The sequence below is a fragment of the Cognatundibacterium crateris genome (assembly GCF_010078235.1).
Lineage (GTDB): Bacteria > Pseudomonadota > Gammaproteobacteria > Burkholderiales > Burkholderiaceae_D > Undibacterium > Undibacterium crateris.
Window position 1 is genome coordinate 1 of sequence record NZ_JAABOS010000015.1, and the last position, 26,028, is coordinate 26,028.

The following is a 26,028-nucleotide window of genomic DNA, read 5'->3' on the forward strand; positions in this document are numbered from 1 at the left end:
TTGCCTGGCTCTTGCTGGCGATCTGAAAAATCCATTAATACTCCTCCAAAACCACAAGGTCAACTATCTGACACAAGTCAAAACTTCTCACACAAAAAAAGATTATAAGTGCTGCAGTCAGCTTCCAAATCGAAAGCTACAAAAACCACTTAACAACTTACTGGCAACGAGGAATTCAAAATTAAACACAATGCCAAAAACTAATCAGCACATAAAATTTTGTTCACTGTGTCACTCTCTCACAAAACCTCGCAGAGTTCACCTATTTGCACAAAATATGCAGCACGGGGAAGTATCTGCCTTCTTCCGTGTCCCATAGGAAACCATGTGAATAAAATTGAGCAAACAACGTGCCAGGAAATGAAAATCAAACAGCAAAAAGACGTAAGCAAATGTAAATAAAGTTACATATTGCCTAGGATTTGTAAATTAATGCTCCAAAATTTTCAGACCGCGCATAGAAACATTTCTGCACTACACCTGTCAATAGACTAGTCGCTCAGTTTCCCGAAAAAACAACAGCGCGCATTTTGCCAAAAAAAAAAACTGGAAAAGGAAACGCATATTTTTGTGCTTTGCAGCAATTTTTTGGTGCAAAAATAATGCCCTCTGGCAGCCTAAGTGAGAAATTCGCTGAAACAGCACTCGCACTGAATAAAATTTCATTTCAGCTACATCTTAAGCCTTCAAAATCGAAAAAATTGTGTAAATCAAAAACAAGTGTTTTACGCATGACAGCAATTCTTTTTGTAAATCACGATACTTTCCGTATTTTCACCACAGTTACAACAAAAACCTTGCACTCAATTTGTGCAGATTTCTTTCTTTAGCCTGTTTTTTTTATTCTATCCATAGCAAGGAACTTGCTATAAGGTGACGACGCTTGGATTTCATCCCAGCCCTGATCAGTGTGATATCCCAAAAATAGTAAGCCGCGGCATCACCAGCCCGCATCACGCTGTATTTGTTTTGACGTAATTGCCGGAGACGAGTGCATGGAATTGACCTACTTTCGCCAGAAGATAATTCAAACACTACAACGCCGAGCTGGCACAGCCCTGCTCTGCAGTTTCATGCTGCCATCAGGCGCATGGGCTGACAATAGCAAGCCCAGCTTTGCCGATCCCGACAAAGTACTGAGGACTATCTTTCCCGTCGCTGAAACTGGCTTCGATCCGGCCGCAGCCAGAGACTTGTATTCCAACGCGATCGTCGAAGCCGTGTTCGAGCGTCTGTATAGCTATGACTACATGGCAAGCCCGGCCAAAATCATTCCGGAAGCCGCCGACGGCTTACCGCAGATTTCTGAGGATGGAAAAACCTACACCATACGTCTCAAGAAAGGCATCGTATTCACACCCGATCCTGCGTTCGGGGGCAAGAAGCGCGAATTAACGGTACAGGATTTTGTCTATTCCTGGATGCGATTGATGGACCCCAAAATCGCCTCTTCCCACCGCTGGCTGTTAGAAGGAAAGATTGTAGGACTGGATGAACTGCACACACAGGCCAGGAAAAGCGGCAACTTTAACTACGACGCACGGATAGCGGGCCTGGAGATGCCGGATCGCTATACTCTGCGCATCCACCTGACCCGGCCCGACTTTAATCTGCCCATGATTTTGACGTATGCAGCGACCTCTGCTGTCGCACGCGAAGTGGTGGAAAAATACCGCGACCTGCAAGGTCAGGTGATGGCCAATCCGGTCGGCAGCGGCCCGTTCAAACTGGTGGAATGGGTACGCGGCTCCAAGATGGTATTAGATGCCAATCCCGATTACCGCCCGGTGTACTGGAATTTCGCCGCCAATCAGTCTGCAGAAGATCAGCGCATCGCTACAGCCATGCAGGGTAAGCGCCTGCCACAAATAGGCCGCGTGATCGTCAATGTGATACTGGAAGATCAGTCACGCCTGCTGGCATTTCAAAAGGATGAAACCGATTTATTCCAACTGTATGGCGGCCTCGCTCCGCAGGTGTTGAAAGATGGCAAACTCAAACCGGAATTCCAGAAAAAAGGCGTGCAGTTATCGCGCATCGTAGATCCCGAACTCGCGATTTACTATTGGAATATGCAAGACCCTGTGTTTGGCGGACTCAGCAAAGAAAAAATCGCATTGCGCCGTGCAATTGCGATGGCACACAGAGTCGAAGATGAAATCCGTATCGTCGATAATGGCGAAGCCATTCCACTGCAATTTCCTATTCCGCCTGGCGTGGTCGGTCATGATCCGCAATACCGCAGCATGATTCAATACAACCCGGCTGCCGCTAATGCCTTACTGGATAAATTTGGCTACAAAAAAGGGAAAGACGGTTACCGTACCCTGCCCGATGGAAAACCATTGGAAATTGTACATACCGCACAAACTGAATCGCGCGGACATTTGCAAGCTGAAGTCTGGAAAAAAACCTACGACAGCATAGGCATACGGATGAAAGCAGAGTTCCGCCCATTTGCCGAAATCCTGAAAGCTGAAAAACAATGTCAGCTGACCCAGAGGATATCGCCCTGGATAGCAGATTATCCGGATGGCGATAATTTTATGCAGCTGTTTTACGGCAAAAACATCCATCTGAATAATAATGGCTGCGTCGCGATTCCTGAATATGATGCGCTGTATGAACAATCGCAAAAACTGCCCGCCGGTCCTGAGCGTGATCGTCTGTATCACAAGATGGCACGTATCATGGAAGTGTATTCTGCCCAGCGCTTAGGCTTTGCGCGTTACCGCAATATGCTGGCTCAGGAAAGAGTGATTGGCTATCGCAAACATCCGGTAATGCGCACCGAATGGCTGTATATCGATATCGACCAAAATAAAGCGCATGCTTCACCATGATGCAGCGCTGATCGGCCCCGTTTTTTTGTATAAGCCCAACCCACACTGGAACAGATATGATCGCTTATATTGTGCGCAGACTCTGGCAGATGCTACCTACTTTGCTGGGTGTCATCCTGCTGGTTTTTTTCCTCTTTAACTGGGTAGGCGGTGATCCGGCCTATATCCTGGCTGGCAAAATGTCGAGTCAGGAGCAGATCGCCAATATCCGCACCCAGTTGGGCATCGATCAGCCTTATTATGTGCAGCTCTGGATATTCATCAAGCAAATCCTGACTTTCAATTTCGGACATAGCTGGAGTACCGGCGAAGCGGTCTCTTCAATTATCGGCAGCCGCCTGGGGCCATCGCTGACGGTGCTGATCCCGCTGACTATCATAGAAACCCTGATCGCGATTGCACTGGCCCTGGTGATCGCATTCCGGCGCGGCTCGCTGACTGACCGCGCGGTGATGATCGCCTGTACCGTCGGCATGTCGGTCAGTATTCTGGTCTACATCATCGTCGGCCAATATGTGTTTGCCTACCAGCTCAGCCTGTTCCCGGTACAGGGCTGGGGCAATAGCTTCGCTGAAAACCTGTTCCGTTATTCCGCCCTGCCTATCCTGATTGCGCTGGCAGTCGGTGTCGCGCCGAATCTGCGTCTGTTCCGCACCTTTATTCTGGATGAAGTGAATCAGGATTATGTACGTACTGCACGCGCCAAAGGCCTGTCTGAAGCCAGAGTCAAATGGGTGCATGTCTTACGCAATGCCGCGATCCCTATCATCACCCATGTAATGTCGAATTTGCCTGCCCTGCTGATCGGTGCGTTTCTGATCGAAAGATTTTTTTCCATACCGGGCATAGGGCGCGAAGTCATCCTGGCGGTGGAACGCAGCGACTTTCCCGTGATTAAAGCAATCACGGTCTATGTCGCCGCTGCCACCATGGCTTTTAATCTCTTAGCTGACCTGATGTATCAGGCAGTCGATCCACGTGTTCAATTGAAATGAGTCAGGCCATGATGAATCAAGTCAACTCACCCGGACTGTGGGCGCTGGCATGGCGCCGTCTGAAGGCAGACACAGTCGCCATGATCTCGCTCGCCGTCGTCAGTCTGTTTATGCTGTTATTGCTGCTGTCTTACAGCGGCCTGATCGCGGCCGACTGGGATACTGAGGCCGGCGTCAGCTATGCGCCACCGGGCTTCCTGCATACAGCGAGTCAGCAGCTCACTCAGCAACTTAGCAAGCCAGAAGCAGCACCTGTCGTCACCGACAATCCGCTGGACCCGCTGCGCGATGTGATACGCGAATTGAACCAGGCGCAGGGCAATAAGGACGCGGCAGCAACGCCCAGCAGCCAGCCAGTGAATACAGATGGCAGCGAAGTGGACGATCCTATTGCTCAGGAGCTGGCTGAGATTCAGGCTGAACTGGCAAAAAAACAGCAGACACAAATACAGGAACGCGCTGACAGCCTGCCTTTCGGCGCCGATAAATGGGGCCACGACATCATCAAAAAAACTATAAAAGGCGCGGAAACTTCGATTTTAGTTGGCATTGTTGCCGCCTTGCTCGCAACGCTGCTCGGCACACTGTTTGGTGCCACCGCCGGTTATTTCGGCGGACGGGTCGATGATTTTTTTAACTGGTTCTACAGCATTTTCACATCTATCCCCTATTTGCTGTTGATACTCTCAGTCGCTGCCGTGTTACAGCAAAAAGGCGTAGGCACTATCATCCTGATTCTGGCGCTGACTGGCTGGACCGGCCCATTCCGCCTGATACGCGCCGAGTACATGAAGCACAAGGCCAGGGAATATGTGTGGGCCGCCGATGCGATCGGCGCCTCCCATCTGCGCAAAATGTTTATTCATATTTTTCCGAATATCAGCCATGTGGCGCTGGTTCAGGTCTCAATACTGGTGGTGGGTTTTATTAAGTCCGAAGTAATCCTGAGTTTCCTTGGCTTTGGGGTACCGGTAGGAACGGTGTCCTGGGGCAGTATGCTCAATGAAGCGCAAAATGAACTGATACTTGGCAAATGGTGGCAACTGACTGCAGCTACAGCGGCCATGGCGCTGCTGGTCACGGCATTCTCATTATTCACCGATGCGCTGCGCGATGCGCTCGATCCGAAACTGAAATAAGGACAGACCATGACGACAATTTCATCTTCGGCCACGGACACCAGCGCAGCGCCACTGCTGCAAGTCGAGAATCTGCGCGTGTCTTTCCGCGTCAATAAAAAGGACAGCGTAGAGACCGTCAAAGGAATCTCGTTTCAAATTCCTCACAATGCCACAGTCGCGCTGGTCGGTGAATCCGGCAGTGGCAAATCAGTCAGCTCACTCGCGATTATGGGTTTGCTGCCAGCGGATACCTCATCCATCGCCAGTGACAGCCGCATCCTGTTTGCGGGAAAAAATTTGCTGGAATTAGATCGCGAGCAGCGCCGCCAATTGTGCGGCAAAGAGATATCCATGATCTTCCAGGAGCCGATGACTTCGCTCAATCCGGTGTTCACCGTAGGCTTCCAGATTGCGGAAGTGCTGCGCCTGCATAAGGGCATGGACGCCGCACAGGCCAGACTGCGCACGCTGGCCTTGCTGGAAGAAGTTGGCATACCTGATCCGGCACGCAAAATCGATGCCTATCCCAGTCAGTTATCTGGCGGTCAGCAACAACGCGTAATGATCGCGATGGCGATTGCCTGCGAACCTCAATTACTGATTGCCGATGAACCGACCACCGCACTCGATGTCACCATACAAAAGCAGATTATCGACCTGATCAATGCGCTGCGTATCAAGCATCAGATGTCGGTGCTGTTCATCACGCATGACCTCGCGCTGGTGGGTGAAATTGCGGATCATGTGATCGTGATGCGGCATGGTGAAATCCGCGAAACCGGTACAGTGCGTCAGATTTTTGATGCGCCTCAGGATAGCTATACACAGGCGCTGCTGCATTGTCGCCCTAGCCTGGACACACGTCCGTGGCGGCTGCCTGTGATTGCCGATTTCATGCAGCATGGGGGCCATTTACCGGAACAAAAACAACGTAGCCGTGGTCTGGACGGGCAGGAAGACATCGTGCTGGATGTGCGTAATCTGAGCAAAAGTTTTTATACCCGGGAAGGCTTATTTGCTAAAAAAGAGTTCAAGGCGGTTGATCAGGTCAGCTTCCGTCTCGCACGTGGCAAAACGCTGGGCGTGGTCGGAGAATCCGGCTCAGGCAAAACCACAGTCGGTCTGACGCTGATGCGCATCCATCAGGCCAGCAGCGGTCAGGCCTTGTTTGATGGTGAAGATATTCTGGCGCTGTCCAATAAAGCCTTCCTGCCCTATAAACGACGCATACAAATCATTTTCCAGAATCCGTATGCCTCGCTCAATCCGCGCTTTACCATCGGCCAGATCCTGATGGAGCCTATGCATATCCATCAGATCGGAGCCAATGAACAGGAGCGCATACGACTGGCTTACCAGTTGCTGGATAAAGTTGGTTTGCCACAGACTGCGTTCTACCGCTATCCGCATGAATTTTCCGGCGGCCAGCGGCAAAGGATAGCGATTGCACGCTGTCTGAGTATGAAGCCGGAAGTGCTGATCTGTGATGAATCGGTATCTGCGCTGGATGTGTCAGTGCAGGCACAGGTGCTGAACCTGCTGCAGGATTTGCAGGATGAATTTGGCCTGTCCTACATCTTTATCTCGCATGACCTGGCAGTGGTGAAATACATCGCCGATCAGGTCATGGTGATGCATCACGGTAAAGTGGTGGAGCTGGCAAATTCGGATACCTTGTATCAGGCGCCGCAACAAGCCTATACCCGCAGCCTGCTGAACGCGATACCACGCGGCTTGCAGCCGCTGGCGCACCAGACCTAGCCTTAGCTTCAGCAAAGGCACGGTGCGGTATCTCAACAGATCATAAAACAGACGACCGTGCCTTTTTAAGCCGGGCTAAGCTGGATCACGCGCAGCACAAACAGAAAATTTGCCCGAATCCCGCTTAGCACTTACAATTCCGACCTGTTGCCGCGGCGCGGCCTTATCCGCCACCGCATTTCAGCCCCCTGAAAAGGGCGGCTGAGCAAATCATGAATAACACCATCCCAGTATTCATGCGGCTTTTCAGGCATTTTCGTGCGCTAAGCCGCATCAATACTGGGATACAATCTGGAGTCAACATGGCATTTCTGCAAGGCAAAAAAATTCTGATCACCGGTTTGCTGTCTAACCGTTCTATCGCTTACGGTATTGCACAAGCCTGCAAACGCGAAGGTGCGGAACTGGCTTTCACCTATGTCGGTGAGCGTTTCAAAGACAGAATTACAGACTTCGCTGCAGAATTTGACAGCAAGCTGGTATTCGATTGCGACGTCGCCAGCGATGAACAAATCGAAGCTGTATTCAAAGATCTGGGCCAGCACTGGGACCAACTCGATGGTCTGGTCCACGCGATTGGCTTTGCACCACGTGAAGCGATTGCGGGCGAATTCCTCGATGGTTTTTCGCGTGAAGCCTTCCGCATTGCACACGATATTTCCGCTTACAGCTTCCCGGCAATGGCAAAAGCTGCATTGCCTATGCTGCGTCAGGATTCGGCTTTGCTGACCCTGTCCTATCTGGGCGCTATCCGTGCCATCCCACACTACAACACCATGGGTATGGCGAAAGCCGCACTGGAAGCATCGGTTCGTTATCTGGCCGAAGATCTGGGCAAAAAAGGCATACGCGTCAACGGCATTTCCGCTGGTCCGATCAAAACTCTGGCGGCCTCCGGCATTAAAGATTTCGGCAAACTGCTGGGCTTCGTTGCGGATCATGCACCGTTGCGCCGTAACGTGACCATCGAAGACGTGGGCAATACCGCCGCCTTCCTGCTGTCCAATCTGGCGAATGGTATTACCGGCGAAATCACCTATGTTGATGGCGGTTTCTCGCACGTGATGGGTCTGAACGCTGACACTTACGATCGCTGATACAGCGTCATCGCATACAGTCCGTCTGTCTGGTAAAAAAGCTGCAGTGAAAACTGCAGCTTTTTTTATGTCTGGCACTGATACAGTGTAGATTAGCCTGCACTAACTAAGCAAAAATCAAAGGACTGAATGCCTTGGTTGAAATGGTGATGTGCGCGCCTGTTTGTAGCTGCGCCACTTCGCTCGCCGACGCCATGATTTCTATGATGTCTTGCCCGACCAGCAGTGAGACAATAAAAATCACTTCTTCCTGACGGATCGCCAGTACCTGCGCGCGCAACTGCAACTGACCCTGCATTTTTTGCTGCAAAAACACCTCAGCCGGGGTACCGCAACGCTGAATACGGCCACGCTCCAGCACGAATACCGTCTGCGCGAGTTTGAAAATTTCTCCCAGATCGTGACTGACCAGCAGCGTGGTCAGCCCCAGCTCGGCATGCAGGCTGGCCAGACTATCCTGCAACTGTGCGCGCAAACTGAGGTCAAGTGCAGACAGTGGCTCATCCAGTAATAACAAGCGCGCCGGACTGCCGATCACGCGCGCCAGGGCGCGTGCCAGCGCGACTCTCTGCTTTTGCCCACCCGATAAACTGCCGGGCAAACGCTGACTCAAGGCCGTCAAATCATTCAGCGCCAGCAAGCGCTGCAAACTGTCTTGCTGATCACGCGCCAAGGCATAGGCGACGTTCTGTGCTACGGTCAGATTCGGGAACAGCGCATAGTCCTGGAACACCATGCCCACCGCGCGTTGCTGCGGCTGACGACACACCGACCGCGCGGTATCGAGCCAGACTTCACCATTGACCACGATGCGGCCAGACTGCGGTATGGCCAAGCCTGCCAGCATACGCAGCAAGGTAGTTTTTCCTGCACCGGAACTGCCAGACAGCGCGCAGAAAGCCTGATTCGGAATAGACAAATCCAGCTCCAGCCATTCCGCTCCGCTGGCGGTTTGCATGGGATGACGCAGACTGATTTCTATCATCGCCCCCCCTGCCCGTGCGCGTGACGCCGGTTCACGATATACACCGTCAACAGGATAGAAAAACTCATCACCAGTAACACTGCCGCATAGGCATGGGCCGCGGCATAATTCAGGCTTTCGACTTCATCATAAATCGCTATCGAAGCGACTTTGGAGACACCGGGGATATTCCCGCCTATCATCAGCACCACACCGAATTCGCCGACGGTATGCGCGAAACTCAAGACGATGCCGCTTAATAAAGCGGGACGGATATTCGGTAATAAAATGCGCAGCAAGGTGTACCAGTCAGGCTTACCCAGCGTGCGCGACGCTTCCAGCAATGATGGCGGCAAATTTTGTAAAGCCGACTGCAAAGGCTGCACCATAAACGGCAGACTGAAAATCACAGAACCAATGAGTAAACCGGCAAAACTGAACACCAGTTTCAGATGCAGATACTGCTCCAGCCAGGCGCCGAATGCATGCTGAGGACTGAAGGCGAGCAGCAAATAAAAGCCAAGTACCGAAGGTGGTAAAACCAGCGGCATACTGACCAGAGTTTCCCACAGCGGCTTCAAACGGCTGCGGGAAAATGCGATGCGATAAGCGATGGGTATCCCGCACAGTATCAGCAGCAGCGTGGTGGCTGTTGCCAGCTTCAGGGTTAACCATAAGGGCTGCCAGTCGATGCCGCTCATGCTGGCTCCTGCGCTGCGCCGCCGTGCTGAATCTGCGGCATCATACTCATTTCATTCGACTTCACCAGCGCTTCCAGCTGATCGCCGATGGCCAGTTGCATCGCCTGTGCCGAGCGCGTGGTGATCACCGATTCTATGCAAACGCCAGGCACATCCTGCAGCGCCAGCCTGACCCGCGTCAGCAAACGGCCCTGCTCCAGCATGACCACCTGACCAGGCATACGGTTACGCAGGCTGATCTGGCCACTGAGTTGTCTGGCTAATGCGACTTCTGATTCTTTGAATTGCATTGTCACCGGCTGCCCGGCACGCCATGTGGTGGCAGGATGCGCAGCACCCAGCACCATCGCTGTCAGGATCAGTGTGTCATGCTCACCGACTGCGACATCAGCGATACTGACGCTGCCGTGGGTGTCTATCGCCAGCAAGCGGCCGCTGAGCTGATTCATGGCAGGATATAGCCGTAACGTTCAAAGATAGCGCGGGCTTTAGCTGAGTAGATAAAGTCATAGAATTGCTGCGACACCGCCGCATGCTGTTCTCTGCCATGCTTCAAAATGACGGCTCCCTGTGCAATCGGCTGATACACATCGCGTGGCAACTCCAGCCATTTTCCCTGCCCCTTCATTTCAGGTGACAGCACCACGGATTTAGCAGTAAATCCGAGGTCAGCGACGCCCGAATGGATGTACTGATTGGTCTGCGCTATGCTCTCGGCAAATACCAGCCTGGGCTGTAAAGTCTGCTCCAGTTTATGTGCGTTCAGCACGCGCATAGTTTCGCGGCCATACGGCGCCGTCTTAGGATTCGCGATGGCGATTTTACTTACCTTGGCCTGCTGCAAAGCAGCTTGCCACTGCTGTAAATCCAGGTCTTTCATGGTCCACAACACCAGTGCGCCATAGGCATACACTTTAGGTGCCTGCATCGCGTAACCATCTTTATGCAGCTTCTCAGGAAATTCCATATCCGCCGATAAGAACACATCGAATGGCGCACCATTGCTAATTTGCGCCACGAACTTGCCGGAAGAGTTGAAACTGGCCTGCAGCTCATGACCGGTTTCTTGTTTAAACGCAGCCTTCAAATCATCAAACACAAATTGCACATTGGCCGCGACCGCGACAGAGATGGTTTCAGCCTGCGCGGCTACCGAAAAAAACATAGCGCAGCACAAACTGCTACGCATCAGGCTGCGGAAAAATTTCATACTACCTATCCTAAATTCATTAATTTGTGGCTTAGAGTTCAGTACAATGCGGCATTCGTTTGAGTATCACAGCCAGGATCACAAGCGCTCAGCACAGGGTAGCTCAGCCTGACATGGCAGACATACTAACAGTCCAAATCACTTTGCTCAATTTGCCAGCTTCATCCTGCTTCATTTTCCTGAACTGACATGCGCCTATCCTTACGTTCGCTGCTAAAACCCAGCATCCGCATCTGCATCGCTACCGCAACACTCAGTCTGAGCGGACTCAGCTTCGCTGCCACGGCGGGCAGTTGTACATCATGGCCAGCCTGGGAGCATTTCCGTCAGCAATTCATCACTAAAGACGGACGCGTCGTAGACCATAGCGGCAGCATCAAACCGACGGTATCCGAAGGCCAGGCCTATGCCATGTTTTTTGCGATGGCAGCCAATGATCAGCCCAGTTTCAAACAACTGCTGCACTGGACCAGCAATAATCTGGCCGGTGGTGATCTGACGGTACGGCTACCCGCCTGGCAATGGGGGCAACGTGCCGATCAAAGCTGGGGCGTGATCGATAATAATTCAGCATCCGACGCGGATGTGTGGATGGCTTACTCTCTCCTGCTGGCTGGTGATATCTGGGGTAATGCATCTTACTCAGCACTGGGCAGTTTATTGGCACAACGCGTGCTCCGGGAAGAGAGTCTGGATTTACCCGGTTTGGGCTTCAGCTTGCTGCCGGCGCCGCATGGTTTTGATCTGGGCGAAAAACGCTGGAAACTCAATCCCAGTTATGTGCCTTTGCAATTGCTGCGCTGGCTGGCCGTCAAAGAACGCGACCAGCGCTGGCAGCACATGGCGCAAGCCTCATTCCGTTTGCTGATCCAATCAGCGCCTAAGGGTTTTAGTCCAGACTGGACCATTTACCAGACTACTCCCAGCGGCCGCGCCAGCTTTTCGCCGGATCTGAACGGCGCGGAAAAAGGCGATGGTGGCTACAATGCGATCCGGGTTTATTTGTGGGCCGGTATGCTGCATGCGCAGGACCCGGAACGCTCACGCCTGCTGCGGCACTTTGCCCCGATGGCAGCCTTGACTGAACAACTGGGCTATCCGCCTGAGTTCGTGAACATACAAACCGGTGAAGCGAAAAATTCTGGCACCACCGGATTTTCTGCCGCGCTGCTGCCCTTTCTGAGCAGCGGCCAACACAGCAAAGCCCTGCAACAGCAAACTTTGCGCATACAAGCCAATGGCATACGGCCAGATGCCTATTATGATCAGGTGCTGGCTCTGTTCGGACTCGGCTGGCAGGAAAAGCGTTTTGCCTTTTTGCCGGATGGCCGCGCCGAATTTGCATGGCAAGCTGCGGCCTGTCATTAAGACCAGCCGCATGACTTTAGCCGGGATAACATAACTGCATGCATCTCTCCTGCAAACTCGGGCTTTCTATGCGATTTACAAAAAAAACTGCGGAATCTCACAAAATCATGTATCATTCCGTTTTTGCACTGCAATATAACGATTCGTTCAGCGACTCCTTAAGCGCAGTGAGAAACTGAGTAGCATCGCAAGCCTGTGCCCATAAGCCTTATGGTGCACGTAAAAGCCCTCCCGCCCTGCATGTCTGGTAACTAGATAGACATCATCCCGGCGCAAAGCTTTTGTGCCGAAATTTCATTGTCGTCCGTTTTTGGATTTTCTGTGTTCATTTCGTTTGCTTGACGCTGCATTTTTGCGCGCATTGGTTTTGTGGCGCGCTCCATTTTTACGAAAGAATTTCATGAGTTTTGAAGCACTTGGCCTCCACGTTAACATCATCCGCGCCCTGACCGATTCTGGCTACACTAAGCCTACACCAGTTCAGGAACAGGCTATCCCTGCCGCGATTGAAGGACGTGATCTTATGGTCTCGTCCCAAACTGGCTCCGGTAAAACCGCAGCCTTTATGTTGCCAGCATTACACAAACTGGCTACTGCTGAAGTCGTCTCTTATACAAACGGTAAAACACCAAATCAGGAACGCCAGGCTGCGCGTTCACGTGGTGACCGTCCACGTTTCGTCGCTGCGAAACCAAAAATGCTGGTACTGACACCAACCCGCGAACTGGCATTGCAAGTTACTACCGCAACCGACAAATACAGCGCTTACACACGCCGCCTGAAAGCCGTATCTATTTTGGGTGGTATGCCTTACCCTAAACAGATGCAACTCTTGTCACGCAATCCGGAAATTCTGGTTGCGACTCCAGGTCGTCTGATCGACCACATGGAATCCGGCAAAATCGATTTCTCTGAATTGCAGATGCTGGTTCTGGACGAAGCTGACCGCATGCTGGACATGGGCTTTATCGACGACATCGAAAAAATCGTTGCTGCGACTCCACCTACCCGTCAAACCATGCTGTTCTCCGCAACCCTGGATGGCGTTGTCGGTAATATGGCAAAACGCATCACGACTGAACCTCTGGTGATTCAGATTGCAGGCTCAGCCAGCAAGCATGAAAACATCCAGCAAAAAGTCCATTTCGTTGATGATCTGTCTCACAAAAACCGTATGCTGGATCACCTGCTGCGCGACGTTTCCGTCGATCAGGCTGTGGTGTTTACCGCGACTAAACGTGATGCAGACAGCATCGCTGACCGTCTGAATATCGCTGGCTTTGCCGCAGCCGCACTGCATGGCGACATGCATCAGGGCGCACGTAACCGTACACTGGACGCGCTGCGCCGTGGTCAGGTGCGTGTTCTGGTAGCAACCGACGTTGCTGCGCGTGGTATCGACGTACCGGGCATCACGCACGTGTTCAACTATGACTTGCCAAAATTCCCGGAAGACTACGTACACCGTATCGGCCGTACCGGTCGTGCTGGCCGTAAAGGTATCGCAGTATCGCTGGTGAATCACGCTGAAGGCATGCACGTTAAACGTATCGAGCGCTTCACCAAGCAATTGATACCGGTCGATGTGATCGAAGGTTTTGAACCTAAGAAATCGGCTGCGCCAGCACGCTCTGCAGCCCGCAAACCTAGCGGCTGGAAACCAGGTGACACACGCAAGTCCGGCAACAACTTCGGCAACAGCCGTCCAGGTGGTCAGCGCTCTTTCAGCAAACCAGCTGGTCCACGTAAAGAAGGCAGCGGCAGCGGTAATGGCGGCGGCTATCGTGGCAACCGTTCCAGCGAAGGTGGCGCACGTCGTTCTTTCGGCGAATGAGTCAGTCTGATCTGATCATTTGATCTGATCATCATATGGCGCAGATCAAATAAGCAATATCAAAAAAAAGCGATCCCATCCGGGGTCGCTTTTTTTATACTCTGCAGCTCAGCGTATAATCAAAGCCTTGACTAACGCATACAGCACGCAAACATGAGCTCAACTTCCGATCAGCCCGTCCGCCTGACCTCGTTCTCCCACGGAGGTGGCTGCGGCTGCAAAATTGCCCCCGGCGTTCTGTCCGAAATTCTTAAAAAATCCACGGGCTTTCCGGTTCCGCCACAATTATTAGTCGGCATAGAAACCTCGGATGATGCGGCCGTCTATCAACTCAATGAACATCAGGCACTGATCGCGACCACAGATTTTTTCATGCCTATCGTGGATGATGCATTTGATTTTGGCCGCATTGCGGCGACCAATGCGATTTCCGATATTTATGCCATGGGTGGCACCCCCATCATGGCGCTGGCACTGGTCGGTATGCCGGTCAATCAGATTCCACTCGAAGTCATCGGCGAAGTGATACGCGGTGGCGAATCTATCTGTGCAGAAGCCGGCATCCCGATTGCAGGCGGCCACACCATTGATTCGGTCGAGCCGATTTATGGCCTTGTGGTGATGGGCCTGATCCATCCGTCCAAGGTCAAACGCAATGCCGGTGCGCGTGCAGGCGACCAGCTGATACTGGGCAAACCGCTGGGTGTAGGCATTCTGTCTGCTGCACTGAAAAAACAGGCGCTGGATCAGGATGGCTATGCCAGCATGATCGCCAGCACTACTCAACTCAATCGTCCCGGACAAGTACTGTCGGAACTGGACGGTGTGCATGCGATGACGGATGTGACTGGCTTTGGCTTGCTGGGGCACTTACTGGAAGTCTGTCGCGGCTCTGGTGCGGCTGCGCATCTGCGCATGAACGACATCCCGCTATTGAACGGCGTGGAAGCATTAGCTGAAGCCGGCATGATTACCGGCGCCTCGGGCCGTAACTGGGCGGCCTACGGACATGAAGTGCGCCTGTCAGCACAACTGAGCGCAGCACAACAAGCCCTGCTGACCGACCCACAGACTTCGGGCGGTTTGCTGATCGCCTGTGACCCCGCCGTCACAGAGCAGGTTTTATCTGTTTTCCGCAGCAGCGGATTTTTGCATGCTGCTGTGATTGGTGATATGGTGAGTGGCTCACCTATCGTTGAAGTTAACCCCTGATCTTTGAAACTGTACTAACCATGAATCAATTAGAACAACTGAAACAGTACACCACCGTGGTTGCCGATACCGGCGATTTCCAGGCGATCAAAGCCTACACGCCACGCGATGCGACCACCAATCCCTCACTGATACTGAAGGCAGTTCAAAAACCGGAATACCGCCATTTGCTGGAAAAAGCCGTGGCCGAAACAGCGGGTCAGTCGATTGATGCCACGATAGATCATTTGCTGATTTCCTTTGGCTTGCAAATCCTGAACGAAATCCCTGGCCGTGTTTCAACTGAAACCGATGCACGTCTGTCGTTTGACACTGCAGCGACTGTCGCCAAAGGACGCCAGCTGATCGCCCTATACGAAGCTGCCGGTGTGCCACGCGAACGCGTACTGATCAAGATTGCATCCACCTGGGAAGGCATACGTGCCGCTGAAATCCTGGAAAAAGAAGGCATACGCTGCAATATGACGCTGTTGTTCTGCCTGGCTCAGGCGGTTGCCTGCGCTGAAGCCGGTGCCCAGCTGATTTCGCCTTTCGTGGGTCGTATTTATGACTGGTTTAAAGCTAAAACCGGTCAGGAAATCTTTGGTGCTGATGATCCTGGTGTATTGTCAGTCAAATCCATCTACACCTATTACCGCAAGTTTGGCTACAAAACGGAAGTCATGGGTGCGAGCTTCCGCAATACCTCGCAGATTCTGGAGCTGGCTGGGTGTGATTTACTGACGATCAGCCCTGATCTGCTGCAAAAACTGGCGGATTCCAATAATGCAGTGACTGCGAAGCTGAGTACTGAGCTGGCGGCGCAAGCTGATATCAGCAAAATCGAAGTCAGCGAAAGCGCCTTCCGCTTCCAGCTCAATGAAGATGCAATGGCGACAGAAAAACTCGCCGAAGGTATACGCGCCTTCTGCGCAGATACAGTCAAGCTGGAGCAAATGATCGCAGCAATGCGCTGATGCCGGACGCACTGGAGCCTACCCAGGTTCGTGTGCAAGCAGACTGAACCGAACTCACAGGGCGCTGATGCGCCCTGTTTTTATACACCACTCCCTCAATCACCAAGCATACACAGCAAAGAAAAATGAAAACCCTGATCGATATCAGCAGCTGGAAACGGCGCGAACATTTTGCGTTTTTCTCGGGCCTGCATGAACCTTTTCATGGCATCGTGGCAGACATCCCCTGCACCCAGGCACGTCAATTCTGCCGGGACAATCAGATCTCATTTTTCCTGTTTTATCTGCATCGCTGCCTGGCAGCAATCAACCAGATACCTGAACTGCGCTATCGCGTGCAACAGGATCAGGTGGTGCTGTATCAGCAAATCCACGCCAATGCCACCATAGGCCGCGCAGATCACAGCTTTGGCTTCTGCCCTATCGACTATCAGCCTGCATTCAGTGCTTTTTGTGAACAGGCTGAGCTCAGCATGGCGCGCGTCAAAAACAGCGAGGGATTATGCTTTACGGAGGAATGCCAGCGCGATGATGTGATACATTTTTCTGCCATGCCCTGGATCGCCTTCAATGGCATCACGCATGCACGCCATCATGATGGCAAAGACAGCGCCCCTAAAGTCTCTATCGGCAAATGCGTGGAAAAAAATGGCGAGCTGGTGTTTCCGGTGGCGGTGTTCGCCCATCACGGACTGGCAGATGCCTACCACATACATCAGTTTTTCGACGCCTTCACGGAACAACTCAGGCAGCATCCTTGATACGAACTGACGACAAAAACACAACATACGTATTTCCCCTGATCGGCAAACGGATTTTTTTATCCGACACTGTGCAGCAGGGAAGCGCAGTCTTCCCACCCCGATAACAACAAGAAAGGATACGCCTCCATGTTAGAAAATCTGAAGTCCAGCCTCAGTCACTACCGCGCGCAACGCATCATGAAGCGCTCAGCACTCAGGGATATCCTGACTGATATTCCTCCCGGTCTTTTCCTTTACTGGCAACAGACCGCGCAACAAGAATTCCCCGGCATCCCTCAGGATGCCGTTTTTTTTGCCTCAGCGGCAGAGGGCCTGTGTATGTTTTTCGAATGCGTCAGACGCAGTGATTACCCTTGCGCCCTGCCTTCGAAAGCTGCCGACTCGGTCTGGCATGCCTGGCTGCGCTACTCCAGCATAAGCCTGGAGCAGTTCTGCGATAAACACTATGAGCGTCAGATTCCCCACCTGAGTGCCAGCGAAATGTCTGCAGATCTTGAGCTCGCACTGGCCGCCACCCTGATCCAGGCCAGACGGTTTGAACGTCAGTGTGAAACTGATCCCACCCTGCCCGCACTGTTCACACTGGATAAGCGTCTGCGCATGCCGGAAGGCTATGCTTACCACATCAGTGCAGATAAGCCAGGCTACCGCGCCATGAACCGTGATGGCCAGGCTTACGGCGCCAGCTATTATCCCGAGCTTTTACAAGCCTACGGCATGCTGACAGCTGGCATGATCAGCACCACCATGTATGAGAACTACAAACGCAGGGAAGCAGAGCGACAACAGAGCAGCTACATAGATGCCGGCAGCTCTGGTAGCTACGCATCAGATAGCGGCAGCAGTAGCGGCGATTGCAGTGACGGTGGCAACAGTAGCGCGGGAAGTAGTTGCGGCAGCAGTTGTGGCAGTAGCTGCGGCGGTGGTGGCGGGGATTGAAGCAAGGCCGACGCAGGAGACGATCAACAGCCTTAGTGGAGAGGCCGCATTAAGAATATGCGGGAAAATCGAAAAAAAATCCGACGAAAATCCGAAAGAAGAGTCTGCTGTAAAACAGACGAAAAAAAACCCGCTGATTTTCATCAGCAGGTTTTTTAACCTGGCGTCCCCAAGGGGATTCGAACCCCTGTACTCACCGTGAAAGGGTGATGTCCTAGGCCTCTAGACGATGGGGACATATACTGTCCACTTACTGACCTACGCTGCGCTGATTTACTCAGCTCAACGGCTTACAACCTGGCGTCCCCAAGGGGATTCGAACCCCTGTACTCACCGTGAAAGGGTGATGTCCTAGGCCTCTAGACGATGGGGACAGATTCTGTCCAAACTACTGACCTTAATTTTAATTTGCTGTCCGCAATCAAATATTTGATTGGCGTCCCCAAGGGGATTCGAACCCCTGTACTCACCGTGAAAGGGTGATGTCCTAGGCCTCTAGACGATGGGGACAGATACTGTCCAAACTACTGACCTTAATTTTAATTTGCTGTCCGCAATCAAATATTTGATTGGCGTCCCCAAGGGGATTCGAACCCCTGTACTCACCGTGAAAGGGTGATGTCCTAGGCCTCTAGACGATGGGGACAGATACTGTCCAAACTACTGACCTTAATTTTAATTTGCTGTCCGCAATCAAATATTTGATTGGCGTCCCCAAGGGGATTCGAACCCCTGTACTCACCGTGAAAGGGTGATGTCCTAGGCCTCTAGACGATGGGGACAGATAATTAATCTATTCTGATTGTCACGCATTTTTGGTGGAGGTAAGCGGGATCGAACCGCTGACCTCTTGCATGCCATGCAAGCGCTCTCCCAGCTGAGCTATACCCCCTTAGGTGCAATGCAGAACAGAAGAAAGATTATAGGGGATGAAGTAACTCTTGTAAAGCCCTCACCCCCAATATCTGGCGTATCAGGCAAACGCAACGGCCAGACGTGCAGCGACCGTTTCACGGCCAAATAAGTCAATCACTGCATCGATCGATGGCGTTTGCAATTGGCCCGTCAACAGCAGGCGCAAAGGCATCGCGAGCTGCGGCATTTTCAAGCCATGTTCGGCCAACACGGTTTTTAAGGCAGCCGAGATCGCCGCTTTGTCCCACGCCACGGTTTTCAGCAATTCTGCATATTGCTGCAAGGCCGGACGCACTGCATCTGTCAGATGTTGCTGCAGCAGAGCCGCCTCAGGCGCTGGCTGGCGATAGAACAGCATGGCAGACTCCGCCAGCATCACCGTGGTATTTGCACGCTCCTTAAACAAAGCGATCACGGCAGCCAGATCCGGCGCGCCAGCAAATTCTGCGCCGGCAGCCAGCATGGATGGGCGTATCAGCTCAGCCAGACGTGCGTTATCGGCTGCCTTGATGTAGTGATTATTAATCCAGTCCAGCTTTTCAGGATTGAATTGCGCCGCCGATCCCGATAAGTGCGTGAGATCAAACCAGCTGCACATCTGCTCCATAGAGAAAATCTCGTCATCGCCATGACTCCAGCCCAGACGTGCCAGATAGTTCAGCATAGACTCAGGCAGATAACCTTTGTCTGCATAATCAGTCACGCTGACCGCATTGCGACGCTTGGACAGTTTTTGCCCGTCCGGCCCCAAAATCATAGGCACGTGACCATACTGTGGCAGGCTGGCACCCACAGCATTGAGAATATTGATCTGACGCGGCGTGTTATTCACATGGTCATCGCCACGGATCACATGGGTAATCTGCATATCCCAGTCATCAATGGCCACGCAGAAGTTGTATGTAGGCGTGCCATCCGGACGCGCAATCACCAGATCGTCCAGCTCTTTATTACTGATCGTAATGCTGCCTTTGACCACGTCGTTCCAGCTAACGTCGCCATCGAGCGGATTTTTAAAACGGATCACTGGCTTACGGTCTGCCGGCACTGCAGGCAAAGTCTTGCCTGCTTCCGGACGCCAGGTGCCGTCATAACGTGGCTTGTCGCCCGCAGCACGCTGACGCTCACGCATCGCTTCCACTTCTTCCGGCGAGGAATAACAGTAGTACGCCGTCCCTTGCGCCAGCATATCTGCCAGCACTGCACGATAGCGCTCCATTCTTTGCATTTGATAAAACGGACCTTCATCATGCGCCAGGCCCAGCCAGCTCATGCCATCTAAAATCGCCTGCACCGCTTCAGGTGTAGAGCGCTCCAGATCCGTGTCTTCTATTCGCAATACAAAAGTGCCGCCATGGTGGCGGGCAAATGCCCAGCTGAATAAAGCGGTACGGGCACCGCCTATGTGTAAATAACCAGTAGGGCTGGGAGCAAATCGGGTACGGACTGTCATGGAGAGGATTGCACCGCATGCCATCAGAAAATCTGAGGGCATCAGGTCGCGGAAAAGTTAAAAACAGCATTTTACCGCGTTCGCCCTTAGCCGCCTACCCGCGACCAGGCGGGCGAACCGGCTGTGCGCCGTGTTAGTATGCAGCACCTGTTTCCGTCATGATGAATGAGTATGCAAGCCCCCCTCCCCGTGCGCGATGGCATCGCAGCGAGTTATTGCTGGATACCGGAAGGCATAGCGCCGACCCCGCTGCTTAGTTTTTTGAGCCTGCAGTTTCCTGACATTCCAGAAGCGATATGGCTGCAGCGCATCAGCCAGTCTGAAGTGCGCGATCAATATGGCGGCGTATTACAGGCTGACAGCACAGTGCGACGCGGCATGTGCCTATACTATTACCGTGAAATCGAGCACGAGACACGCATACCTTTCGACGAAAAAATCCTATATCAGGATGCACATTTGCTGGTCGCCGATAAACCGCATTTTTTACCCGTCACACCAGGCGGCCGCTTTTTACGTGAAACCCTGCTGACCCGGCTGCGTCAAACCACAGGACTGGAACATCTGACCCCCATACACAGACTGGACCGGGAAACCGCGGGCGTCATTCTGTTCTCACACAACCCTGAAACACGCGGCGCCTATCAGTCCATGTTTCAGAAAAAAACCATCAGCAAAATCTATCACGCGCTGGCGCCTGCGATGCCCGAGCGCAGTTACCCATTTGTATATCAAAGCAGAATGGAAGAAGGCGAACAATTCTTTACTATGCGCGAAACGCCAGGCGCCCCCAATACGGAAACCCTGATCGAGCTCGAACAGCAGCGCGGCGCGCATAACCTGTACCGCTTATCACCCGTCACAGGACGCAAACACCAGTTACGCGTGCACATGGCCAGCCTGGGCGCCCCCATCGTCAATGACAGTTTTTACCCGGTCGCGCTGCCCTGCAAAGGAGATGATTTCAGCCAGCCACTGCAACTGCTGGCAAAACAAATCAGTTTTCACGATCCGCTCAGCGGGGAATGGAGAGAATTTCAAAGTATGCAAGCGCTATAAAATCTCAACAATTCAGCCTCGACTGTTATGCCTCAGTTATCGCCTTAAGCACAGACACAAACCAGCTGCTTCCGCCATCAAAAAGAGCCTCAGCGCGCGCGTGATAAGGCGATGCAAACCGCCCTGCTATTGACACATACGATACATAGGGATATTATCTCGGTCTTCGGAGTGTAGCGCAGCCCGGTAGCGCATCTGCTTTGGGAGCAGAGGGTCCAAGGTTCGAATCCTTGTACTCCGACCAGTTTCAAGGGATAAATAAATAATTAATTTAGCCCATTTATTTCAGAATAGCGAAATAAAAAAGCCGTTTTTTCGGAGTGTAGCGCAGCCCGGTAGCGCATCTGCTTTGGGAGCAGAGGGTCCAAGGTTCGAATCCTTGTACTCCGACCAGTTAAAAAAGCATCGTTGATTTTCAACGATGCTTTTTTCATTTTCGGCTCCGGATTTTCTGCGCCACATTGTCCAGTGCAGGATTGCAGATTCGACTGAATTCGCTNAAAAAAGCATCGTTGATTTTCAACGATGCTTTTTTCATTTTCGGCTCCGGATTTTCTGCGCCACATTGTCCAGTGCAGGATTGCAGATTCGACTGAATTCGCTGACTTGTCCGCAGCCACGCTGGCACACCAGTATGGCTGACACAGACAAGCAGACACCATCTATCCTGCGTTACGTCTGGCCAAAATACGCAAATCCGGCACCAGCATCTGCACCTCGTGGAATTGCCAGCTTTCTGCCTGATCGACATGCGTGAGCTCGGGAATACGCAGCAAACCCGCACCTGATCCCAGCAATTTCGGTGCGAGGTAAACCAGCAATTCATCGACCAGCTTAGCCTCCAGCAGTGCACCATTCAGCACCGCACCCGCTTCCACATGCAATTCATTGATCTGACGTCGCCCCAACTCCAGCAACAGCGCAGACAAATCAACCCGCCCATGCGCTGCGGGCAGCAATAAGACTTCAACGCCCTGCGCCTCAAGCGACGCACGCTTTTCTGCATCGTCACGCGCTGCCACCACCAGACGCACGCCCTGCTGCAGACAACGCGCGTGTGGCGCTATCTGTAAATGAGAGTCGACAATGATTTTGATGGGCTGACGTGGCGTGCTGATCTCGCGCACGTTGAGTTGCGGATCATCGGCCAGCACGGTACCAATGCCGGTCAGTATCGCATCGGCACGTGCACGCCACTGATGACCATCCAGCCGCGCAGCTGGCGAGGTGATCCACTGACTCTGACCATTCGGCAATGCAGTGCGGCCATCCAGACTGGCCGCCATCTTCATGCGCACCCAGGGCTTGCCACTTTCCATGCGCCGGAAAAATCCCAGATTCATTTCGCGCGCGGCCAGCACAATATCTGGCTCCTGACCGCACTCCACCTGCAAACCAGCCTGCCGCAAGATCGCCAGCCCGCGCCCCGCCACCTGAGGATTGGCATCACCAACCGCCGCCACGACACGCGCAATACCTGCATCAACCAAGGCATTAGCGCATGGCGGGGTGCGGCCAAAATGACTGCATGGCTCCAGTGTGACGTAGGCCGTGGCGCCAGCAACTGCATGGCCCTGCGCATGCGCATCACGCAAGGCCATGACTTCCGCATGCGCCTGCCCCACCGGCTGGGTCCAGCCCTGCCCCAGTATCTGACCATCCCTCACGATCACACAGCCAACCTTAGGATTTGGCGAGGTTTCTATGGTGGCACGCGCAGCCAGCACCAGCGCCAGCTGCAGATAATGTCTGTCGGTTTGCTGCTGATTCATACTCAGGTATGTTGTATAGAAATACTAGGGAATTTGCTACTCATATCTTTCGCTTTATCAGCCACTTTCACGGCGACGCGGCGTGCGATATCTTTGTAAATCGCAGCGATAGGACCATCAGGATCAGCGACCACGGTAGGCTGACCAGAATCCGCTTGCTGACGGATAGACATCGTCAACGGTAATCCACCCAGAAAATCGAGACCGAAGTCAGCACACATTTTTTGCCCGCCACCTTCACCGAAGATAGACTCTGCATGACCGCAGTTCGAGCAGATATGGGTGCTCATATTTTCGACGATACCGATGATAGGAATATCGACCTTTTCAAACATCTTCAAACCCTTGCGCGCATCCAGCAAGGCGATATCCTGCGGCGTGGTCACGATCACCGCGCCTGTCACCGGCACCTTCTGCGACAGCGTCAGTTGTACGTCACCGGTACCCGGTGGCATATCCACGATCAGATAATCCAGATCGCGCCAGTTCGTTTGCTGCAGTAATTGCTGCAAAGCCTGAGTCACAATCGGTCCACGCCAAACCATAGGCTCATCCGGATCGATCATGAATCCTATCGAGGATACCTGCAGGCCGTGATTTTCCAGCGGCTCCATGGTTTTGCCGTCCAGGGTTTCAGGACGACCCTGTATGCCCATCATCATCGGTTGCGAAGGGCCATAAATATCCGCATCCAGAATACCAACTGCCGCACCTTCTGCAGCCAGCGCCAGCGCCAGATTTACTGCGGTGGTGGACTTACCGACCCCACCCTTGCCAGACGCAACAGCGATAATATTTTTCACATTCGGCATCAGCTTAATGCCGCGCTGCACCGCATGCGCAACAATCTTGACGCTGACCGCGACATGCACCTGCGCCACGCCAGGCAAGGCTTGCAGCGCGCTGCTGACCAGCTCGCGTATCAGGGTCAGCTGGCTTTTTGCCGGGTAAGCGAGCTCGATATCCAGACTGATATCGGCGCCTTGTATCTGTATATTTTTGACGGACTTCGTCGTGATGAAATCTTTTTGTGTATTTGGATCGATGACCTGGGATAAGGTTTGTTTAATCAGTTCTGCTGTGAGTGTCATTTGCTTCTCCATTCAATGCCGCAAGTCTAGCGCAAATTGCCGCCAGCCACCCGAAAGCCCTGAGCGGCTAAGGACTTTTAGCCCCTGCAGCGGATATAACGCGGCAGTTTTTCAGACATTTTCCTTCCTGCCACAATAATCCCCGCCTTTTTTTGCTGACATTCGTGTATGGTGCGCCCACCTTTTTATTTTTTTGGGGCAGATATGCACACCGAGAGCTTTATACCTGGCAAAGATGCCTCCCTTGAATCAACCATCGCCACCATGCAGGCCAAACTGGCAGCGCGTGGCTTTGTACTGAATGAATCGTCCTGGATCAATGAAATCGAAGGCATCTGGTCGGTCCATGTGAAAGACCAGGAATGCCCGATGTTATTCGCCAATGGCAAGGGCGGCACCGAGCTGGCCGCACGCGCCAGCGCATTAGGTGAATTTTTTGAGCGTCTGGGTACCCACTATTTCTGGACCCACTTTTATCTGGGCGAAACCAGAGCCAACCGCCCTTTTGTACACTACCCGCAAGAACGCTGGTTCCAGCCAGAAGAAGATGGCAGCTGGCCGACTGACATGCTCAACCCTGAGCTGCATGACTTTTATAACCCGGATGGTGAAATCGATGTCAGCGTGCTGGTCGACCTCAATTCCGGCAACGTAGCACGCGGCATTTGCACCCTGCCTTACACCCGCCTGCGCGACGATGCGATAGCCTATGTACCGGTCAATATTATCGGCAATCTGTATGTCAGCAATGGTATGGCGGCCGGTAATACCATGATGGAGGCGCGCAGTCAGGCGCTGTCTGAAATTTTCGAACGTCATGTCAAATACCGCATCATCAGCGAAGGCATTTGCCTGCCTGAAGTACCGGATGAGGTCATCGCCCGATTCCCAAGAATCGCGGCAGGTATTGCTGGCCTCAGAAAAGCCGGCTTCGGCATCCTGGTACGCGACGCCTCTTTAGGTGGTCAGTATCCGGTCATGAATGTCACCTTGCTGCACCCGGGTGATCAGGGCATATTCGCGAGCTTTGGTGCGCATCCGCGTTTTGAAATTGCATTGGAACGTGCATTGACCGAATTGCTGCAAGGCCGTGCGCTCGAAACCCTGACCGGCTTCCCGGAACCAGGCTTTGATATGGATGAAATCAATGCTGTCGCCAATCTGGAAATCCACTTCGTTGATTCCAGCGGCGTGATCAGCTGGGACTTCCTGAGCGATGAACCTGACTATGCGTTTGCCGACTGGAATTTCAGTACCACCACGGCAGAAGATTATGCCTGGCTGGTGAATGCAATTCATGCTGAAGGTAAGGACATCTATGTCTCAGACTTCTCAGAACAAGGGGCCTACAGTTGCCGCATACTGGTGCCTGGCATGTCAGAAATTTATCCGGTCGAAGACCTGGAGTGGGAAAACAATAGCATAGGCAATCACATCCGCCCGGCCCTGCTGCGCCTGCACAGTCTGAGCGAAGCTGAGTGTGCAGCGCTGCTGGCTGACTTGCAAACCATGAATCTGAACGACGAGCGTCCGCTGTGGGAAATCCTGGGGCTGGCTATTCCTGTTGGCACCGCATGGAAGCAGTTACGCATAGGTGAACTCAAAACCTTGCTGGCATTAGCGACTGGCGATACTGAAGCGATTCTGGAAGGCTGTGACTGGATCCATCACTTCAATGACCTGAGCAAGGAGCGCAGACTGGTTTATCGCTGCGTAGAAAGCATACTCAAGCTGGAAGATAGTGAGAACTATCTGCGTGCACTGATCTTGTTGTACGGCGCGGAGATCTTCCGTCAGGCAGAGGCCTTACTGGATCGTAGCGAACGCTTCTTTGGACTCGACGAATTGGGAAGCGATATGCAGGGCAGCGCCATGCATCAGGGTTTGTTGAAGGCCTATGATAAGCTGTTTGCCTAATACCTGATGAAGCAGGGGATAGGAACCAGCAACAATCTTATCCCCTCTTCTGTGCC

Annotated in this window: 21 protein-coding genes and 8 tRNA genes; 16 read left to right on the forward strand and 13 right to left on the reverse strand. The window is 52.7% G+C overall.

Going from position 1 to position 26,028, the window contains the following annotated elements:
- Positions 1-530: 530 nt before the first annotated feature.
- The 6 genes from EYB48_RS19280 to fabI all read left to right on the forward strand — a co-directional run bounded on the left by EYB48_RS19280 (position 531) and on the right by fabI (position 7,817).
- Positions 531-830, forward strand: coding sequence for a hypothetical protein (locus tag EYB48_RS19280; RefSeq protein WP_235935269.1), 300 nt, complete (start codon positions 531-533; stop codon positions 828-830).
- Between the two features lie 243 nt (positions 831-1,073).
- Complete coding sequence (locus tag EYB48_RS18345; RefSeq protein WP_162021840.1) at positions 1,074-2,843, forward strand: ABC transporter substrate-binding protein; 1,770 nt, start codon at positions 1,074-1,076, stop codon at positions 2,841-2,843.
- Positions 2,844-2,899: 56 nt separating this feature from the next.
- Positions 2,900-3,838 carry an ABC transporter permease gene (locus tag EYB48_RS18350; protein WP_162021841.1) on the forward strand — a complete coding sequence of 313 codons (939 nt, stop codon included), beginning with the start codon at positions 2,900-2,902 and terminating at the stop codon, positions 3,836-3,838.
- Positions 3,839-3,846: 8 nt separating this feature from the next.
- Positions 3,847-4,977, forward strand: coding sequence for an ABC transporter permease (locus EYB48_RS18355; protein ID WP_162021842.1), 1,131 nt, complete (start codon positions 3,847-3,849; stop codon positions 4,975-4,977).
- Positions 4,978-4,986: 9 nt separating this feature from the next.
- A complete protein-coding gene (locus EYB48_RS18360; protein WP_162021843.1) occupies positions 4,987-6,720 on the forward strand; it encodes an ABC transporter ATP-binding protein in 1,734 nt (577 codons plus the stop codon).
- Positions 6,721-7,022: 302 nt separating this feature from the next.
- Positions 7,023-7,817: an enoyl-ACP reductase FabI gene (gene fabI / locus EYB48_RS18365; protein ID WP_162021844.1), complete on the forward strand. Its 795-nt coding sequence runs from the start codon at positions 7,023-7,025 to the stop codon at positions 7,815-7,817.
- Positions 7,818-7,923: 106 nt separating this feature from the next.
- Here fabI and EYB48_RS18370 read toward each other — a convergent pair whose 3' ends face one another.
- The 4 genes from EYB48_RS18370 to modA are packed head-to-tail and all read right to left on the reverse strand — an operon-like array spanning position 7,924 to position 10,692.
- Entirely contained in the window at positions 7,924-8,802 is an 879-nt protein-coding gene (locus tag EYB48_RS18370; RefSeq protein ID WP_162021845.1) for an ABC transporter ATP-binding protein, read from the reverse strand.
- A complete protein-coding gene (gene modB / locus EYB48_RS18375; RefSeq protein ID WP_162021846.1) occupies positions 8,799-9,482 on the reverse strand; it encodes a molybdate ABC transporter permease subunit in 684 nt (227 codons plus the stop codon). The genes EYB48_RS18370 and modB overlap by 4 nt, the downstream gene beginning before the upstream one ends.
- Positions 9,479-9,931 (reverse strand): TOBE domain-containing protein, encoded by a 453-nt coding sequence (locus EYB48_RS18380; protein ID WP_162021847.1) that lies wholly within the window; start codon positions 9,929-9,931, stop codon positions 9,479-9,481. The genes modB and EYB48_RS18380 overlap by 4 nt, the downstream gene beginning before the upstream one ends.
- On the reverse strand, positions 9,928-10,692 hold the full coding sequence (modA, locus tag EYB48_RS18385; RefSeq protein ID WP_235935270.1) for a molybdate ABC transporter substrate-binding protein: 765 nt from the start codon (positions 10,690-10,692) through the stop codon (positions 9,928-9,930). The genes EYB48_RS18380 and modA overlap by 4 nt, the downstream gene beginning before the upstream one ends.
- A 189-nt stretch (positions 10,693-10,881) precedes the next feature.
- On the opposite strand from modA, the gene bcsZ reads away from it, so the two are divergent.
- From bcsZ to EYB48_RS18415, 6 genes are all read left to right on the forward strand, one after another.
- Entirely contained in the window at positions 10,882-12,060 is a 1,179-nt protein-coding gene (gene bcsZ / locus EYB48_RS18390; protein WP_162021848.1) for a cellulose synthase complex periplasmic endoglucanase BcsZ, read from the forward strand.
- 400 nt (positions 12,061-12,460) lie between these two features.
- Positions 12,461-13,894 carry a DEAD/DEAH box helicase gene (locus EYB48_RS18395; protein ID WP_162021849.1) on the forward strand — a complete coding sequence of 478 codons (1,434 nt, stop codon included), beginning with the start codon at positions 12,461-12,463 and terminating at the stop codon, positions 13,892-13,894.
- Positions 13,895-14,047: 153 nt separating this feature from the next.
- Positions 14,048-15,106: a selenide, water dikinase SelD gene (gene selD, locus EYB48_RS18400; protein WP_162021850.1), complete on the forward strand. Its 1,059-nt coding sequence runs from the start codon at positions 14,048-14,050 to the stop codon at positions 15,104-15,106.
- 20 nt (positions 15,107-15,126) lie between these two features.
- Positions 15,127-16,062: a transaldolase gene (gene tal, locus EYB48_RS18405; RefSeq protein WP_162021851.1), complete on the forward strand. Its 936-nt coding sequence runs from the start codon at positions 15,127-15,129 to the stop codon at positions 16,060-16,062.
- A gap of 125 nt (positions 16,063-16,187) precedes the next feature.
- Positions 16,188-16,823 carry a CatA-like O-acetyltransferase gene (locus tag EYB48_RS18410; protein WP_162021852.1) on the forward strand — a complete coding sequence of 212 codons (636 nt, stop codon included), beginning with the start codon at positions 16,188-16,190 and terminating at the stop codon, positions 16,821-16,823.
- A 129-nt stretch (positions 16,824-16,952) separates the two neighbouring features.
- On the forward strand, positions 16,953-17,765 hold the full coding sequence (locus EYB48_RS18415) for a hypothetical protein (protein ID WP_162021853.1): 813 nt from the start codon (positions 16,953-16,955) through the stop codon (positions 17,763-17,765).
- Positions 17,766-17,926: 161 nt separating this feature from the next.
- Here EYB48_RS18415 and EYB48_RS18420 read toward each other — a convergent pair.
- The 7 genes from EYB48_RS18420 to gltX all read right to left on the reverse strand — a co-directional run bounded on the left by EYB48_RS18420 (position 17,927) and on the right by gltX (position 20,133).
- Positions 17,927-18,002 (reverse strand) — tRNA-Glu (locus tag EYB48_RS18420).
- Between the two features lie 61 nt (positions 18,003-18,063).
- Positions 18,064-18,139, reverse strand: a tRNA-Glu gene (locus EYB48_RS18425).
- A 60-nt stretch (positions 18,140-18,199) separates the two neighbouring features.
- Positions 18,200-18,275, reverse strand: a tRNA-Glu gene (locus EYB48_RS18430).
- A 60-nt stretch (positions 18,276-18,335) separates the two neighbouring features.
- Positions 18,336-18,411 (reverse strand) — tRNA-Glu (locus EYB48_RS18435).
- Between the two features lie 60 nt (positions 18,412-18,471).
- Positions 18,472-18,547: transfer RNA gene (locus EYB48_RS18440), tRNA-Glu, on the reverse strand.
- 34 nt (positions 18,548-18,581) lie between these two features.
- Positions 18,582-18,657 (reverse strand) — tRNA-Ala (locus EYB48_RS18445).
- An 81-nt stretch (positions 18,658-18,738) separates the two neighbouring features.
- Complete coding sequence (gltX, locus tag EYB48_RS18450) at positions 18,739-20,133, reverse strand: glutamate--tRNA ligase (protein WP_202927836.1); 1,395 nt, start codon at positions 20,131-20,133, stop codon at positions 18,739-18,741.
- A gap of 165 nt (positions 20,134-20,298) precedes the next feature.
- Between gltX and EYB48_RS18455 the strand changes: the two genes are divergently transcribed.
- From EYB48_RS18455 to EYB48_RS18465, 3 genes are all read left to right on the forward strand, one after another.
- Positions 20,299-21,192, forward strand: coding sequence for a pseudouridine synthase (locus EYB48_RS18455; RefSeq protein ID WP_162021854.1), 894 nt, complete (start codon positions 20,299-20,301; stop codon positions 21,190-21,192).
- A gap of 167 nt (positions 21,193-21,359) precedes the next feature.
- A tRNA-Pro gene (locus tag EYB48_RS18460) sits at positions 21,360-21,436 on the forward strand.
- Between the two features lie 72 nt (positions 21,437-21,508).
- Positions 21,509-21,585: transfer RNA gene (locus EYB48_RS18465), tRNA-Pro, on the forward strand.
- A 269-nt stretch (positions 21,586-21,854) separates the two neighbouring features.
- Here EYB48_RS18465 and ribD read toward each other — a convergent pair.
- Both ribD and apbC read right to left on the reverse strand, forming a co-directional pair.
- Positions 21,855-22,964 (reverse strand): bifunctional diaminohydroxyphosphoribosylaminopyrimidine deaminase/5-amino-6-(5-phosphoribosylamino)uracil reductase RibD, encoded by a 1,110-nt coding sequence (gene ribD, locus EYB48_RS18470; protein WP_162021855.1) that lies wholly within the window; start codon positions 22,962-22,964, stop codon positions 21,855-21,857.
- A 2-nt stretch (positions 22,965-22,966) separates the two neighbouring features.
- Positions 22,967-24,055, reverse strand: a complete 1,089-nt coding sequence (apbC, locus tag EYB48_RS18475; protein WP_162021856.1) for an iron-sulfur cluster carrier protein ApbC — start codon at positions 24,053-24,055, stop codon at positions 22,967-22,969.
- Positions 24,056-24,259: 204 nt separating this feature from the next.
- Here apbC and ycaO point away from each other — a divergent pair, with 204 nt between their 5' ends.
- Complete coding sequence (gene ycaO / locus EYB48_RS18480) at positions 24,260-25,972, forward strand: 30S ribosomal protein S12 methylthiotransferase accessory factor YcaO (protein WP_162021857.1); 1,713 nt, start codon at positions 24,260-24,262, stop codon at positions 25,970-25,972.
- Positions 25,973-26,028: the final 56 nt, after the last annotated feature.